The 15,293-nt window shown below is 45.2% G+C and carries 11 protein-coding genes; 6 read left to right on the top strand and 5 right to left on the bottom strand.

Annotation, left to right across the window (positions count from 1 at the left end):
- Window positions 1–612: 612 nt before the first annotated feature.
- The 3 genes from mog to BZG78_RS14680 are packed head-to-tail and all read right to left on the bottom strand — an operon-like array spanning window position 613 to window position 3,050.
- Window positions 613–1,149 carry a molybdopterin adenylyltransferase gene (gene mog / locus BZG78_RS14690; RefSeq protein ID WP_021022543.1) on the bottom strand — a complete coding sequence of 179 codons (537 nt, stop codon included), beginning with the start codon at window positions 1,147–1,149 and terminating at the stop codon, window positions 613–615.
- 31 nt (window positions 1,150–1,180) lie between these two features.
- The gene (locus tag BZG78_RS14685) at window positions 1,181–2,053 is read right to left on the bottom strand and encodes a U32 family peptidase (protein ID WP_021022544.1); all 873 of its coding nucleotides are present in this window, start codon (window positions 2,051–2,053) and stop codon (window positions 1,181–1,183) included.
- 4 nt (window positions 2,054–2,057) lie between these two features.
- The gene (locus BZG78_RS14680) at window positions 2,058–3,050 is read right to left on the bottom strand and encodes a peptidase U32 family protein (RefSeq protein ID WP_069363074.1); all 993 of its coding nucleotides are present in this window, start codon (window positions 3,048–3,050) and stop codon (window positions 2,058–2,060) included.
- 93 nt (window positions 3,051–3,143) lie between these two features.
- Here BZG78_RS14680 and BZG78_RS14675 point away from each other — a divergent pair, with 93 nt between their 5' ends.
- The 4 genes from BZG78_RS14675 to BZG78_RS14660 all read left to right on the top strand — a co-directional run bounded on the left by BZG78_RS14675 (window position 3,144) and on the right by BZG78_RS14660 (window position 8,584).
- Window positions 3,144–3,641, top strand: coding sequence for an SCP2 sterol-binding domain-containing protein (locus tag BZG78_RS14675; RefSeq protein WP_077661626.1), 498 nt, complete (start codon window positions 3,144–3,146; stop codon window positions 3,639–3,641).
- 33 nt (window positions 3,642–3,674) lie between these two features.
- Window positions 3,675–5,036: an oxygen-independent coproporphyrinogen III oxidase gene (gene hemN / locus BZG78_RS14670; RefSeq protein ID WP_077661625.1), complete on the top strand. Its 1,362-nt coding sequence runs from the start codon at window positions 3,675–3,677 to the stop codon at window positions 5,034–5,036.
- A 44-nt stretch (window positions 5,037–5,080) separates the two neighbouring features.
- Entirely contained in the window at window positions 5,081–6,292 is a 1,212-nt protein-coding gene (locus BZG78_RS14665; protein WP_077661624.1) for a cytochrome P450, read from the top strand.
- 297 nt (window positions 6,293–6,589) lie between these two features.
- Complete coding sequence (locus BZG78_RS14660) at window positions 6,590–8,584, top strand: bacteriohemerythrin (protein WP_198532966.1); 1,995 nt, start codon at window positions 6,590–6,592, stop codon at window positions 8,582–8,584.
- Window positions 8,585–8,850: 266 nt separating this feature from the next.
- Here BZG78_RS14660 and nrdD read toward each other — a convergent pair whose 3' ends face one another.
- A complete protein-coding gene (gene nrdD, locus BZG78_RS14655; protein WP_077661623.1) occupies window positions 8,851–10,689 on the bottom strand; it encodes an anaerobic ribonucleoside-triphosphate reductase in 1,839 nt (612 codons plus the stop codon).
- Between the two features lie 2 nt (window positions 10,690–10,691).
- The gene (nrdG, locus tag BZG78_RS14650) at window positions 10,692–11,165 is read right to left on the bottom strand and encodes an anaerobic ribonucleoside-triphosphate reductase activating protein (protein WP_025744752.1); all 474 of its coding nucleotides are present in this window, start codon (window positions 11,163–11,165) and stop codon (window positions 10,692–10,694) included.
- Window positions 11,166–11,513: 348 nt separating this feature from the next.
- Between nrdG and BZG78_RS14645 the strand changes: the two genes are divergently transcribed.
- Window positions 11,514–13,754, top strand: a complete 2,241-nt coding sequence (locus tag BZG78_RS14645; RefSeq protein WP_077661622.1) for a nitric-oxide reductase large subunit — start codon at window positions 11,514–11,516, stop codon at window positions 13,752–13,754.
- A 63-nt stretch (window positions 13,755–13,817) separates the two neighbouring features.
- Complete coding sequence (locus BZG78_RS14640; RefSeq protein ID WP_077661621.1) at window positions 13,818–14,927, top strand: methyl-accepting chemotaxis protein; 1,110 nt, start codon at window positions 13,818–13,820, stop codon at window positions 14,925–14,927.
- The last annotated feature ends 366 nt before the right edge of the window (window positions 14,928–15,293 follow it).

Below are 15,293 nucleotides of genomic sequence, written 5' to 3'. Positions count from 1 at the left end.
CTTTAAAGATGTATTTATAATATATGTTTTAAACGTAAAAAAATAGCGTTCTAACGCCGAAAATAAGTTAGTATCCTTAGTTGATTTGCCGGTTTATYGTGTTCGCGAAACCACCTCTAAAAGAATAGCTAACTGCTAAAAAACAATCTTTGCGCTTTGATTTTGCTATGCCTATTTTTGGGTAGCGTTAACTTTGCAAAGTGAATATAGATGACTGATAATAAAGCATTTTATCGAAACTCACAGTAAAGTTTAGGTGTCTGACTTAAACGGATATAACTGGAGGTCTTCGATGCCCCCTATCAGCAACAGGTGGCCAACGCAATTACTCGCTGGTGTTATCAACACTGGCGTCTACACTCTGTTTTACGGTTTGAACCATCTTTCCAAGTATCAGCATTCAGGTTAAGGAATACTTTAATCTAATCGATACTCAATTTGGCTTGCGCATGGCAACCCAAGGCGAGCACATGAGTGTTCATTTATCAATCATCGCCGATATGTCTGCGGCTAAAACCTTCTCTAAAAAGCTGAGGTTGTTGATCTGGTGATACCAATCAACAACTCACACCGCATTCTTTTTGGCTCATACACCAGAAATCACTGTAGCTCTTATTTTTTAGGACGGAAGGGTTTAATCACCGTTTCGTTACACTCCAAATAAGGGCCTTCCATAAGGTCAATGCAATAAGGCACTGCCGGAAATACCGCGTCTAAGCACTGACGAATGGCTTTTGGCTTACCAGGTAAGTTGATAATTAGCGATGAGCCGCGTAAACCCGCAGTTTGGCGAGAGAGAATGGCGGTTGGTACGTACTTTAACGACTCTTGTCGCATCAGCTCCCCAAAGCCCGGCATCATGCGGTCGCAAACTGCCTCAGTTGCCTCGGGAGTGACATCGCGTTTAGCCGGGCCAGTACCACCGGTGGTCACCACCAGACAACAGCCTTCTTTGTCGACTAAGTCTTTTATGGTCTGTTCAATCAGCGATTGTTCATCTTCAATAACCCGATACACCGGCTGCCACGAAGACGTTAAGTAGTCATTTAATGTCTCTTCAATAGCCGGACCTGAGACATCCTCATATTGCCCTCGACTGGCGCGGTCGCTGACCGTAATAACACCAATACGTGCGATATCGTCTGACATAATTGCCCTTTTGTCTCTTAATTCCGTGTATTTATGCCGTCAGTAACCCGGCAAGCTGTAACCAATAGCCGTTACTTTCTTTGCTGCCCAATTTTACGGGATGATCGCCATCAACATTGTTACGGAAACGATCTAGCCAGTCAAAAGTGCCTTGTGGTTGCGGACTAATACGGACGATATCCACTAACCCCTGCATACTCGGAAGTTGGTTTATCAGGTTATAACGAGTCCCCGATTGGGTTTGAATGCCGTTAAGTACAAACACTTGCTGTCCTTCCTGGCTTTTCACTTCACGCCCTTCGGGGTACTTGATGCAGCACAGCTCACACTGATCTTTCGGGCGGTTTTCAGATCGCGCAGTAAAACAGCGACCCGACCAGGCAAGCGGCATATGCCCAAACGAGAATACCTCAACATCGAAGCAGTCACGCACGCTTTCAATGACCTTTTGCTGCAAAATATCCTGCAACCAGTCACGCGACAGCTCAAAAGGTGCTACCCAACGGTTCATGCCCATATCAATTAAACGACGCAGGCTTTGGTGATTGTAGATGTTAATGGCCGGCCCAGCAGTGAAGTTCAGTCCTTGCTCCTGTAACAGACTAATAGCGCTGACATCGTTGGCTTCGACCTCAAATTCGCCGTTGTCACAATATTTACCCAGCTCCCGCAACTCGGCCGGGGCTTCCAGCAACGTCATAGTTGATAGCGTCACTTTCTTACCGGCTTCCCTGAGCATGTGTGCAATTTCAAGGTAATCGTCAAGCTTAAGCTCGCGGCGTTTACTACACACGGTTTCACCCAAATACACATGCTCGACGTTAGAGTCAGCGGCTTCGCGGTAAAAATCCATGACTTGTTTTTTTGGCCAAAAGTAAAGAATCGGCCCTAGAGAAAATTTCATATCATTACTTCCATTTCCGATGATACGCACCGAGCGTGGTTTGACTACCCTCTGAGAGCGATGCAAGAACCGAGTTCCAATTGTCAACAACCTCAAAACCATCAGGGTCGGCCATTACGGCATCAATAGCCTGGCGCCAGACTCGGGTAATTTGTGAGACATAGGCAGGACTGCGCTGACGGCCTTCTATTTTGAGTGAGGTAATGCCCTCTTTGTGTAACTGCGGTAGTAGGCTCAAGGTGTTCAAACTCGTGGGCTCTTCCAGAACATTATAGACCTCGTCGTCGACGGAGAAGCGTCCTTTACAGAGCGTCGGATAGCCCGCTTTTTCGTTTTCAGCAAAACGGTCTATCAGCACGCCGTTTAACCGTGACTCCAGTTTGTTGTCTTGCTCGTCCCACTCAACAAAAGCAGCAGGCGAGCAGGCACCCGCGGTATTGGGCGACTCGCCGGTCAGGTATGAGCTTAGGTAGCAACGCCCTTCCGCCATAATGCACAAACTTCCGAACGCAAAAACTTCGAGTTCAACGTCCGTTGTTCGCGCAAGTGCACGGACTTGCTGCATCGATAGTACACGAGGCAGTACCACTCGTTTCACACCGTATTGTTGATAAAAACGAATTGCCTCGGCATTGGTCGCCGACGCCTGCACCGATAAGTGCGTTTCTACTTTCGGGTAGCGTTCGGCGGCATAAGCCAACACAGCCAGATCGGCAATAATCAGTACGTCTGCACCAGCCAGAACGGCATCATCGACCGCCTGGCGCCACTTCTCCCAGCTGTTGGCATGCGCGAACGTGTTGATAGCAACATGCAGCTTTTTACCGTGCCGATGCACATAATCAGCTGCTTCTGACAGCTTCAGTTGGTCCAAATTAAGGCCCACAAAGTGTCTCGCGTTGGTTTCATCTTTCAAACCAACGTAAACCGCATCGGCTCCATTTTCGATAGCCGCTTTTAATGCCGGAATACTTCCAGCCGGGCAAAGCAATTCCATTCAAACCTCTATTTAGTTGTTTTGTGGTGCGCAATTTGTTTATTCATTATAGTATTGATAACATCTTTTTTGTTATTTCACGAGGAGCGAATCATGAGTACCAACAAATGGGTAGATGCCATACCTAAAATAATCCAGCCAATTAAAAATTCAATCCCAGATCCAATTGTAAACTTCAGCATAGAAAAGGTTTTAAACCAGCTATTTAAAGAGGAGAAAATAAAAGGAGAGCTTAGTTTTATCGCTGAAAGGATCATTGAGATTAATGTTAAAGACATTGATCTTTCTATGTTTTTTACTCTTAAAAACGAAAAAATAAAAGCACTCAGAGGGCCTCAGGAACCTGACGTAACGCTATCAGCAACCGGTGATGCGCTTATTTTATTGATCTACAACAAGGTTGACCCTGATACGTTATTTTTCAACCGAAAATTAATGGTAAAAGGAAATACCGAATTAGGGTTACATCTCAAAAATTTTTTAGACACTATCGAGGTACACCAAAAGCTACCAAAGATTATTTAWTTAATCGGTGATCGTTTTAGTGATTTTATTTACAAAGAGAAAAGTGAAACAATACCTCTCAATTAGTTAAGCTATTTTGAAGCACGTCAATAGGTAGTTATGAGCACAATCATTTGGGATAAGAAGTTAATCGAAAAATACAATATTAACGGCCCCAGATACACATCATATCCGACGGCATTAATGTTGTCTGAACAGTTTTCTCAAGATCGCATCGCCAATGCACTGAAGACGACCGGCGATGAACTGTGCTTATATCTACACTTACCATTTTGTCATAAACTCTGCTATTACTGTGGCTGTAACAAGATTATTACCCGCCACCAGCATAAAGCAGACAAATACTTAGACTACCTCGCACAAGAAATGGCGATGTATCAGCCATCAGTTAAAAACAAGAAAATTCGTCAAATTCACTTAGGCGGGGGAACGCCTACCTTTTTGACCGAGAAACAACTGACACGACTGATGAGCTCGATTCATCAACATTTTACCTTTGCCGAAAACCCAGAGGTGAGCATTGAAATAGATCCGCGCAGTTGCAGCGATGAAAAACTGTATCACCTGCGTGATCTTGGATTTAACCGTGTCAGTTATGGCGTACAGGACTTTGATAAGAAGGTACAAATTGCCATTAACCGCGTGCAGGATGTCGATCTTATTGCACATCAGTTAAAACTCAGCAAAGAACTGGGCTTTGACTCAATTAACCTCGACTTAATTTATGGCCTGCCGTACCAGCGCCCGGAGACCTTTAAGAAGTCGATAGAGCAGGTCATTGAAATGAGCCCCGATCGTATTTCCGTATTTAGCTACGCGCATTTACCACAGCGCTTCGCTGGGCAGAAGAAAATATCGGAAGAGTCCATTCCACAGCCGTCAGTTAAGTTAAGCTTGCTCGAACAAGCCATTACTCAGCTCAACGACGCGGGCTATCAGTTTATTGGCATGGATCACTTTGCTAAAAAAGACGACGGCTTAGCCATTGCCCAACGCGAAGGTCGCTTACAGCGTAACTTCCAGGGTTACACCACAGGCGGTCAGGACGCATTACTAGGCTTGGGCGTGTCCTCTATTAGCCAGGTTAATGGTGTGCTATGGCAGCATGAAAAAGAGCTACCAGCTTACTACAAAATAATAGATGACGGACAAAAGCCCATTGTTAAAGGCATGGCATTGAACGACGAAGACAAAGTGCGGGCAGCACTTATTTCACAAGTCATATGCCACTTTGAGATCGATATAGAAATTTTTAAAGCCGAGTGGAATATCGACGATTTCTGGGCACACTTTGCTGAAGCCATACCGCTATTGAAACCGTTTATTGAAGACGGCTTGGTCGACGTATCCGACAAAAAACTCCGCGTCACAGAAATAGGCCGCCTCTGGGTACGCAGCATTTGTGCCTGTTTCGATGAGTACCTAAATCACGGTCAAAATCGCTACTCCAAAGTGGTTTAATATGAAGAGGCCAGATTGCCTTGTACGATTAATCAGGAGATTGTATGAAAAATTGTCATTGGGAGCCTTCCGAACAGCAGGATCAAATTGCGTCACTTGATGAGCTTAGGCAAAAGTGTCCTGTTGCCCAAAGCGAGATGTTAGGTCATGCGGTACTAACGCATAGCGATGTCCGCTCGGTTATCGAAGATCATGAAACGTTCAGCAATGCAGCAGGCTCCCACTTGTCGGTTCCAAACGGCATGGATCCGCCAGAGCATGGTATTTTTCGAGAAGTGATTGAGCCGTACTTTAAGGCTGATCACTTACGGGATTTTGAACCCACTTGTCGGCAAATTGCTCAGGCTATTATTAGCAGAATTACACCGAATACGGCATTGGATGTGGTCAGTAAAATCGCAAAGCCTTTTGCATTACATATTCAGTGCGCCTTTCTCGGTTGGCCAGAATCGCTAACAGGAACACTAGGCGAATGGCTTGAAGCCAACCAGCAGGCCATTGTGAATAACGATAGAGCAACGTTAAAGCAAAAGGCAGATGAGTTTGAAACATTGATTCATGAACAGCTCGACGTTCGCAGACAATCAGGCTCAGCCAAAGACGACAATACATGCCGCCTAATGCATGAAACAGTCACAGTGAATGGCGAAACGCGCCACCTTCACGAAGCGGAAATTGTCAGCATTTTACGCAACTGGACCGCTGGCGAAGTTGGCACCATTGCTGCAGCCATTAGTAGTATTTTCTACTTCTTCGCAGAAAATCCTCTTGTTGTAGAGCAAATACGCAACGGCAACTTAAATACCGACGGCGCCATAGACGAATTACTCCGCATTGACCCTCCACTTATTTCAAACCGCCGTCGCGCAACCAAAGACACCGAAATATCCGGCTGCCCTGTCAAAAAGGGCGAAAAAGTGACAGTGCTCCGGGCCTCAGCCAACCGTGATGAGTCTGTATTCGGCAAAGCCAATACATTTAACCCCGAACAAAACAAAGCTAAAAACCTACTCTACGGGCGTGGCATACATGTTTGCCCCGGCGCACCGCTAGCCAGAATGGAACTTCGTATATTCACTGAAGAATTACTAAAACACTTCGAGGCGTTCGAGGTAACCGGTGAATCTAAGCGAGCCAATTACCCGTCTGGCGGGTTCAATAATCTTATAATTAAAGTAACGGCTACCGAAGAGAAAAGCTCTACAGCAAATCAAAACTCAATACAGATAAAGCAGCAGCAAGAACAGATAAAGTAAATAACTGCCGCGACAGAAGAAATCTCTTCAACTTTGGAGCGGATATCCCGAAACACTCAACAAGTTGTATAAGTCTTAAAAAATGCCAATGTAGTGGCCCATTAACTACCCGATAGCATGGAGTCTATGAGTTAGGTTGGCATATAGACCATCACAGGCTCTCAGGAAATCAGGGAAGTTATCGAAGAGCAATCTCGTCTTATCCGAGTTTTACAGGATCATGGCGACGAAGTCCACGTCCAAGAAATATTTGAACTACTATTAATCGGAGTAATTAAGACTGAGTGTAGGTGCAACGTGGCTGTGATTTGGAATGAAAAAAAACTTGAATTCGAAATTTTCCCATGGAGTCAGAATTTCGAGACCGGATTGGACGATATTGATAATCAACACCGTATGCTTGTCGATATCGTAAATCGCCTGGCCTCGCAATTCTCTTCGATAAATTCAGACGTGAACAGCGCTACAATACTGGACGAGCTTGAAGATTATGCCAAGTATCACTTTGAGTACGAGGAAAACGTTTGGAAAAAACATTTTGGTCAGTCAAAAGACACAAAGAATCACCATGATGCTCACCAAACTTTTTTTCACAAAATCAGAAAATTACGTCAAACCACTGAACGGCACGAAGCAGTGTTGGCAAATTTGTTTAACTTTATTACCCGTTGGCTAGTCTTCCACATATTGGAATCGGATCGCCGCCTAGCATTAACAATTCAGGCGATGGACGATGGCATGGATCTCTACGCCGCAAAAACGTATGCAGATATGCAATTAAATGGATCAGCATCAGTGCTTGTTTCCGCATTATTAGAGATTTACGGGAAGTTATCAGCCAACACTATTCAATTAATACGCGAAAAAACGGCCAGAAAGCAAGCCGAAGATGAATTGCATCAGTTACAACAGGATCAACTACTAAAAGCCTTAGACAAGCAAGCAGTTGATCATCAAAAACAATTAGAGTTCTTGGCGTATTCAGATTCTCTAACCGGCTTGTGGAACCGAAATGGTCTCGTTCGCTGTATTCACGAGATGCGAGACACGATCAGATCAACAGACCAATTTTCCATAATATCACTGAACTTAGACAATTTTAAAGAAACTAACAAACAGTTTGGAGAGGATGCAGGAGATCATGTGCTATGGTTTTTTTCACAACGCTGGCTCGATGTTTTGCCTCCAGGTGCTACCGTTGCCAGAATATCTGGTGATCAGTTCGCTGCTCTCCTGCCAAATGGGTACCAAGCGGAGCCTGTTTTGCAAGTTGTACAAGAAAGCTGCAAGCATCCGGTTGTTTTTAATGATAAAACAATATCAATCCGTTTTACAGCGGGGATTTTCCTTTTCTCTGCAAATGAATTTAAAGATGGATCTGATGTAGACGCACTCCTGAGGTTCGCAGATCAAACGCTTTTTAACGCTAAACAGGAAGCGAAGGGTAGCTGGCTGTTAATGGATGCAAACCAGAAAAAAGTTCATCAATCACGCCAACGGTTACTCACGGAAATCCGTGAAGCTCTGAAGGTAAAACAATTTCAGTTGGTCTATCAACCGAAAGTAAACCTAAGAACAGGTTCCGTTCTAGGCGTTGAGGCGCTCATCCGTTGGAAGCATCCAGAAAAAGGATTGTTATCTCCAGCGTATTTTCTATCAGAAATCGAAAATCATCCCCTTATTGTGGACATTGGTAGATGGGTTATTGAAGAATCGCTGCAGCAGATGCACAAGTGGGATCAAAAGGGGTTGAACCTAACTATGAGTGTTAATGTGGCTGCTCTTCATCTTCAATCTCCAGCCTTCTCAGACGAACTTCAGCAATCGTTCGATCGTTTTCCGGAAGTCGATCCGTCGCGATTTGATCTTGAAATACTAGAGACCGCCACGTTGGGCGATCTTCAATCCTCGGTGTTGGTGATTAACGAATGTCGGAGCATGGGAGTAACGTTCTCTCTTGACGACTTTGGTACGGGCTACTCATCTTTGGCTTATTTAAAACAATTACCTGTTCAGACAATAAAAATTGACAAAGAGTTTGTGAGCGGTGCTGATGAAAGAAGGGAAAATATATCGATTCTAGAAGGCATAATTGCATTGGCAGAAGCATTTGATAAAAAGGTTATCGCTGAAGGTGTAGAAACAATTGAACAAGGTGAGCTTCTGCTCGAACTCGGATGTTTTCACGCCCAGGGTTACGCTATGTCGCCACCTTTGCAGCCAGAAAGACTTCCGCAGTGGCTCGCCAGTTGGAAGCCATTCCTGCAATGGACTCAAGGACACAAAAAATAAGTGAGCTATTGGCAAAGATGGTGTATCGAGATCATGCACTAGCCTATTGCGCAGTCTCCATTTATTTCACGCCATCGATTAAACGAACATCCCTCACTACACCAGCCAGTCGCTTAAAACCTCGTCCTGGTCCCTGCGCGATCTCTGGTTAAGAAAGTAACTGTTTCACTTCTTCTCACAAACTTTCAGAAGGGAAAGCTAACATAGTGTCATAAATGCAAAGAAGGAGTTTAACTCCCTCTTTATTTACAGATGGACGTGTCAACTTAACTTGCCTTACGCAGCCCTATATTAGCCTGTGCCGCACAGTTGATTGTCTGCGTCGCCTCGTCGCGATGGTAATGACGAGCTGTGTGCTCTTTACGACGCCCAGCGCTGAACGCAGAAACACGCTTAAGGTAACCAATAACTCGAGTGCCGTAATCAATGTTATTGGAGTGGCAGCTTGAGCATTCACTTAATGTGCGTTTATCGATGTGTTCACACTCGTTACAAATAGTGATTTTGACGTTAATGCAGAAGTAGTTACAGCCGGTTTTCGCAGCGATATTCAGCAACGACAAGTAACCCGTGGTGTTCAGTTTTTCATCGAGGTTTAGGTGTAGTGCGGAGCCGCCGTCTAAATACTCCACCAGTTCTTTACCGTGCATAACGAATTTATCTAAGGCATTGGTTTCATCGTCCTCAACGACATAGAAGTACGAGTTGTAGCACTCGCGCGATACTTTATAACCGTCGGCTTTGTCCCATTTTGCATTCTTAACACCTAAGTTTTCTGCAGGCACAAACTCGGTATTAAACATATAACCGTATTCCGCTTTGGCGGCTTTATTGGCGTCATAAATAACCTTCAGGTGACGTTTGACAAAGCTCTTATACTCTGGGTTATTGCTTGCTCTAATGCCTTGAGATTCCGCGGCTTCGACCATGCCGTTAATGCCAATGGTCAGGAATTGTTTGTCCAGACTAATAAAACCAGCGTCATAGACTGTCAGCATACCCACTTCTTTGTACTCCTCCATCAGCTTGCGGTAAGCCACTTGATACTTATGAATTTTGCTAATTTCCTCTTCTAAGTCACGACCGTCCTGCACTAGACGGTTCATATTAATGGTAATGACATTGATAGAGCCTGTCGCAACACCGCCGGCCCCCAGGGTGTAAGAGAAGGTATTGTCGCTAATTTCCGAGCGCAGACGGCAACAGGACGCAAGTGAGTCGGCATTGTCTGACAAATACACAAAGAACGAATTACCGTTGGCCAATTCAGCCGCCATTTTTTTCGCGAAGACCTGATCTTTACAAGCGCCGTCTTCCGTTAACATGGCAACGGTCACAACTGGGAAGGTCAAAATAGACTTTTCACGCTCTTTATTGAACCAGTCTAAGAAGAAGTCCTGCAAAGCACTGACGGTTTCCCACTTAGGTTTACTAAAGTCTCTCGGAAATACGAAGTCGCCAAACATGCTATCGAAATAGTGCTTGTCGTACACAGAAATGTTCCAGAACACACTTTGATAACCGCGTGCAGCCGCAGGTTGATTAATCGCATACACAACGTGCTGTAAGTGATTTTCGATTTGCTTGCGGTGCGTGTTTAAGTAGTCATCACCGTAGTCTTTACGCGCGAAATAGTCGAAGTAAGTTAAGAACTCAACGGTTGCCACAGCGCCAGCGTATTGCGAGCTAACCGCAAAAACAAAATTCACAAAGGAGCCACAAAACGACTCTAAATGTTTAGGCGCCAGCGACTCACCACCGAGTTTCGTCAAGCCGTCCATTAAAAACGGATACATAGTCACTGACACGCAATATGGCTTCAGACTGGTCTCATCGTGCACGTAAATTTCATGATTTTCTATTTGACGTACGTATTCTTTCGCTAAGTTGTCGTCGAACAACGCCGCAATTTTGTTACTAACCTGCTTGCGGTTAACCTGTACGAAGAAGTCTTTCATCAGCTCAGCTTCTAAGGTCGCGATATTTTTCTGAGTAACGTTCGCGTTGGCGTCCATTTTCGAACCGTCCGCCGCATTCTGTGCGTTCAGGTAATCCGCAATAAAGTCTACTTTTTCTGAAACCTGGTCGTCGTTTAAACGCAACATAATTATTCTCCTGTCAGAAACTTGCAGTTCAGTAGCTGCTTTGTTCTTAAATCATAAAATTTTTGGTTGGTATGGGGGCTGTCTAAACCGCCCTTTTCGGCTATCCATGGCCCGGTTTTTAAGTACGTCAACTGCTCCCTGATGCGCAAAGAGACATCCTCGTAACCTGTATAAAGGCAGGTTTCCAGCCCTTCTGCGCGAACTCGTTTTAAGTGTTTTATCAGCGCTTCTGGTTGCCATTCACCGCCCAGAAACAACACGCACGTAATGAGCCCTGTGTACATAGTTAAGCGCTCCTGTAAGTAGTCTTCGGTCAACGCTAAACCGCTGCCGACTGGCCAACTGTCCACACTATGACAACCTTTACACCCGACCGGGCATCCGGTGATGGTGTAAGCTAATGCCACTTCACCCGGCACTTCCTGCCAAACAATCTGTTCAGAGCTGTAATGTAGCTGTTGCGGATAGCCTGCCATAAAAAACCATATCTAGAGATCAAATTCAAATATAGCACTACATATTGTGCCTTGATAGCATAGATGACATAAAACGCTGTGCATTGATCAACTTCAAAAAACACGTTAAACACCTCTGGTGCAGGGTATAAAATACCTTTTAAGTTTTTTTACCAATAAGGTTAAAAAAACCCTTTACTTTTGAGTCATAAAAACCATAAGGGATAATTTCACAATAAAATCAAATGATTAAATATTGGCACTGAATTTGCTTTGATCATAAAAACAATGAGATCAACATCAATATTCATTCTTATCTGAGGGAGTAACAACCCATGAWGTGGTTCAGTGGTATCAAGGGGGTCAACAATGGCTGGGTATCGTAAGCTTTGGTGGACACTAATCGGTGTTCTTGCAATTACTTTTAGTGTTTTAGGGTATTTTGGAACGGAAGTTTACCGGGAGGCACCGCCTATTCCGGATAAGTTCATGAGTACCGACGGTAATGTCATTGCAACCGAAGAGTCGGTTCTTGACGGACAAACCGCGTGGCAGTCTGTGGGCGGTATGCAGTTAGGCTCTATTTGGGGTCATGGTGCGTATCAAGCGCCTGACTGGACAGCCGACTGGCTGCACCGTGAACTGCTGGCCTGGTTAGACATTCGGGCACAGGAAGTTTTCGGCAAGTCGTATGACGAGCTGGACGGTGTTCAACAAAACCAGCTCGAATATGAACTGAAAGAAGAGTACCGCACTAATACGTACGACAAGTCGTCTAATACGGTTATTTTAAGCGAACGTCGTATTCAGGCTATTGAACAAACTGGTGAGTACTACTCGAAGCTATTCAGTGACGACCCTGAGTTGCGCCCTACCCGCATCAGCTACGCCATGAAGGAAAACACACTGCCTTCAGCTGAGCGCCGTGCGCAAATGAATGACTTCTTCTTCTGGACCGCATGGGCAGCTGCTACTGAGCGTCCTGATGCCGAAATCACTTATACCAACAACTGGCCACACGAAACACTGATAGACAACGTGCCTAGCGCAGAAAACATCATTTGGTCTATTGTCAGTGTCATTCTCTTAATTGCCGGTATTGGCTTCCTAATTTGGGCGTGGGCATTCTTACGCGACAAAGAGGAAGAAGAGCTGGTTGCGCCAGAGCATGACCCTATCTCGAAGGTTAAGCTAACTCCATCACAGAAAGCCTTGGGCAAATATCTGTTTATTGTGGTTGCGCTGTTCGCGTTCCAGGTACTTCTGGGTGGTTTAACGGCTCACTATACTGTTGAAGGGCAAGAGTTCTACGGCATTAATATCTCTGAGTGGTTCCCCTACTCACTGACTCGTACCTGGCACATTCAGGCCGCCATGTTCTGGATTGCTACCGGGTTCTTAGCCGCAGGTTTATTCCTGGCGCCGATTATTAACGGCGGCAAAGATCCTAAGTACCAAAAACTTGGCGTAGACGTCTTGTTCTGGGCGCTGGTGCTGGTCGTCGCAGGTACCTTTATCGGTAACTGGTTAGCCATTGCGCAAATCATGCCTGAACACTTGAACTTCTGGTTAGGTCACCAGGGCTATGAGTACGTCGACTTAGGTCGCTTATGGCAAATTGGTAAGTTCCTCGGCATCGTCTTCTGGCTTGTGCTAATGATGCGCTGTGTTGTTGGCGCCTTCAAAGAGAAAGGTGACAAGAACTTACTGGCATTATTCACCGCCTCAGTCGTTGCCATTGGCCTGTTCTACGGTGCCGGCTTCTTCTACGGCGAGCGCACTCACATTTCTATCATGGAATACTGGCGCTGGTGGATTGTTCACCTGTGGGTAGAAGGCTTCTTCGAAGTATTTGCTACTGCCTCTCTGGCGTTCATTTTCCACAGCATGGGCTTGGTCTCTCGCCGCATGGCAACCGTTGCTGCACTAGCGTCAGCATCATTGTTCATGCTTGGTGGTGTACCGGGTACCTTCCACCACTTGTACTTCTCAGGCACAACCACACCGGTTATGGCGGTGGGCGCTACTTTCTCAGCGCTAGAAGTGGTACCGCTAATTGTGCTGGGCTATGAAGCCTGGGAAAACTACAGCCTGCAAAAACGTGCAGACTGGATGCAACGCCTTAAATGGCCACTACTGTGCTTCGTAGCCGTTGCGTTCTGGAACATGTTGGGTGCCGGCGTATTAGGCTTCATGATCAACCCGCCTATCTCGCTGTACTATGTACAAGGTCTCAACACTACGCCTACTCACGCACACGCAGCACTGTTTGGTGTTTACGGATTCCTGGCATTGGGCTTTGTATTGCTGATACTGCGCTACATTCGCCCTAATCTGCAGTTCGACGAAAAGCTGATGAAAATGGCTTTCTGGACAATGAACATTGGCTTAGCGCTAATGCTCTTCACCAGCTTGCTGCCAGTCGGTTTCATTCAGTTCTACGCCGCTGCAACTGAAGGTTTATGGTACGCACGAAGCGAAGCCTTCATGCAACAACCACTGTTGCAGAACCTGCGTTGGTTCCGTACTGTCGGTGACATGGTCTTCATCGTGGGTGCATTCGCTATCACTTGGCAGGTCATTAAAGGTTTACGCCATAAATCTGCTTAGCTCTTAATAAACCAAGCTTGTACGATTTTATGTGGAGGCTTGGTTTTCCTTTTTGGAGATCCCATGCAGTTAATCGAAAAACTAGGATACGTCCGCAGCAATCAATGCTCGTCAACCCAGTCACAGTTACGACAACGTATTGAACAGCTCGAGTCAGAAAACAGCACCCTGTTAGGTCAACTTGAATCAGCTAATAAAACCATCTCCCAGCAGCAGAAAGAGCTCGCTGACTACCAGCAACGCTTGTCTTTCATTGAGAACTTCACAGAATCATTATCCGGTTACCAAAACACCTTTTCGCAACTCAGTAACTTGCTACAACGCGAACGGGAAACCATTCTCACTATTGACCAAAATAATCAGTCAGGTGAGTCCACTATGTCTGCAGTAGTAGGGGATTTGTCGTCGATTGTCGGTGATATTGAGTCAACTTCCGAGAGTATCGCAGCGTTAAAGGGCCATACTCAGGAAATTGAAAAAACCAGTGGCGATGTCCGCGGTGTCGCTGAAACCACTAACTTGTTGAGTCTGAATGCCAATATCGAGGCTGCACGTGCCGGCGAGCATGGACGTGGTTTTACTGTGGTTGCTAACGAGGTTAGAGCGCTTTCTCAGCGCACCACCGAATTGACCGATCGCATTAACGACAAAGTGGGACAAATTGTACAAGGTGTTGATTCAAGTCACTCTTTGAGTGTTGAAGCCATGTACACCACACGTGAAAATATTGAGTCGACAAAGCAATATTTAGCGTCGTTGGCCGAAGAAAATACGCACATTAAGCAACTGGGCGGCAGTATTTCTAACAGTGCGTTACTGGCGCAAATTGAGCTAGCCAACATTGAAGAAATGCAATTGCGCATGGACGTATACCGTGTGTATTTGGGCACATTAAATGCGATTGACTGCAATGTTGTTGATTCTGACGAATGTGGCATTGGTCGATGGTATTACTCGGAATTATTTCGCGAGCGTTTTAAAGCGCATTCAAGTTATCAGGCCATTGAAGCGCCTCACGACCGAGTTCACGTCTGTGCACAAGCAGTTATCGACGCCATAAAAGAAGACGACCACGGCCTAGCTCAGCAAGAGCTTGAGAAAATGGAGCAATACAACCGCGAGGTGAGTCAGCATATTCGCACAATGTCGGAGAGTTTACTGGAGGATGTATGAGCCGCAAACCCGATACCAAAACCGCGATGTATCAGTTACTGGACGTTATTCGCGAATACACTCTCTTTGATTTTAAACAATAAGATTGGTAAGATTTTATTTTATTAGAATATTTCTTAGTGAATTATAGCCGTCCTACAATAGTTATTCTTGGCTAAGAACAGTTTCATGTCCAATATATAGTAAAAGAGCGTACAAGCAAGAATTAACATGCATACACATCGGTGCATATAGATAAAAAAGCGCAGACACTGTCTGCGCTCTGTATCTTAATCATATACTCAGATCATCATTCACATTATTGCATCAGCGGTGAGTTTTCTAATTGAAAGTCAAATCCTTTTATATCTGAGTCTATTAATATGG

The sequence above is a fragment of the Salinivibrio sp. MA351 genome (assembly GCF_001996065.1).
Lineage (GTDB): Bacteria > Pseudomonadota > Gammaproteobacteria > Enterobacterales > Vibrionaceae > Salinivibrio > Salinivibrio costicola.
The sequence above is the reverse complement of the archived record's forward strand: the minus strand, read 5'-3'. Positions and strand labels throughout refer to the sequence as shown.

Excerpts from the sequence above, each read along its gene's own strand:
- BZG78_RS14640 (WP_077661621.1), top strand. The coding sequence starts at position 13,818 with ATGCAGTTAATCGAAAAACTAGGATACGTCCGCAGCAATCAATGCTCG.
- BZG78_RS14685 (WP_021022544.1), bottom strand. The coding sequence starts at position 2,053 with ATGAAATTTTCTCTAGGGCCGATTCTTTACTTTTGGCCAAAAAAACAA.
- mog (WP_021022543.1), bottom strand. The coding sequence starts at position 1,149 with ATGTCAGACGATATCGCACGTATTGGTGTTATTACGGTCAGCGACCGC.
- BZG78_RS14665 (WP_077661624.1), top strand. The coding sequence starts at position 5,081 with ATGAAAAATTGTCATTGGGAGCCTTCCGAACAGCAGGATCAAATTGCG.
- BZG78_RS14645 (WP_077661622.1), top strand. The coding sequence starts at position 11,514 with ATGGCTGGGTATCGTAAGCTTTGGTGGACACTAATCGGTGTTCTTGCA.
- nrdD (WP_077661623.1), bottom strand. The coding sequence starts at position 10,689 with ATGTTGCGTTTAAACGACGACCAGGTTTCAGAAAAAGTAGACTTTATT.
- nrdG (WP_025744752.1), bottom strand. The coding sequence starts at position 11,165 with ATGGCAGGCTATCCGCAACAGCTACATTACAGCTCTGAACAGATTGTT.
- hemN (WP_077661625.1), top strand. The coding sequence starts at position 3,675 with ATGAGCACAATCATTTGGGATAAGAAGTTAATCGAAAAATACAATATT.
- BZG78_RS14680 (WP_069363074.1), bottom strand. The coding sequence starts at position 3,050 with ATGGAATTGCTTTGCCCGGCTGGAAGTATTCCGGCATTAAAAGCGGCT.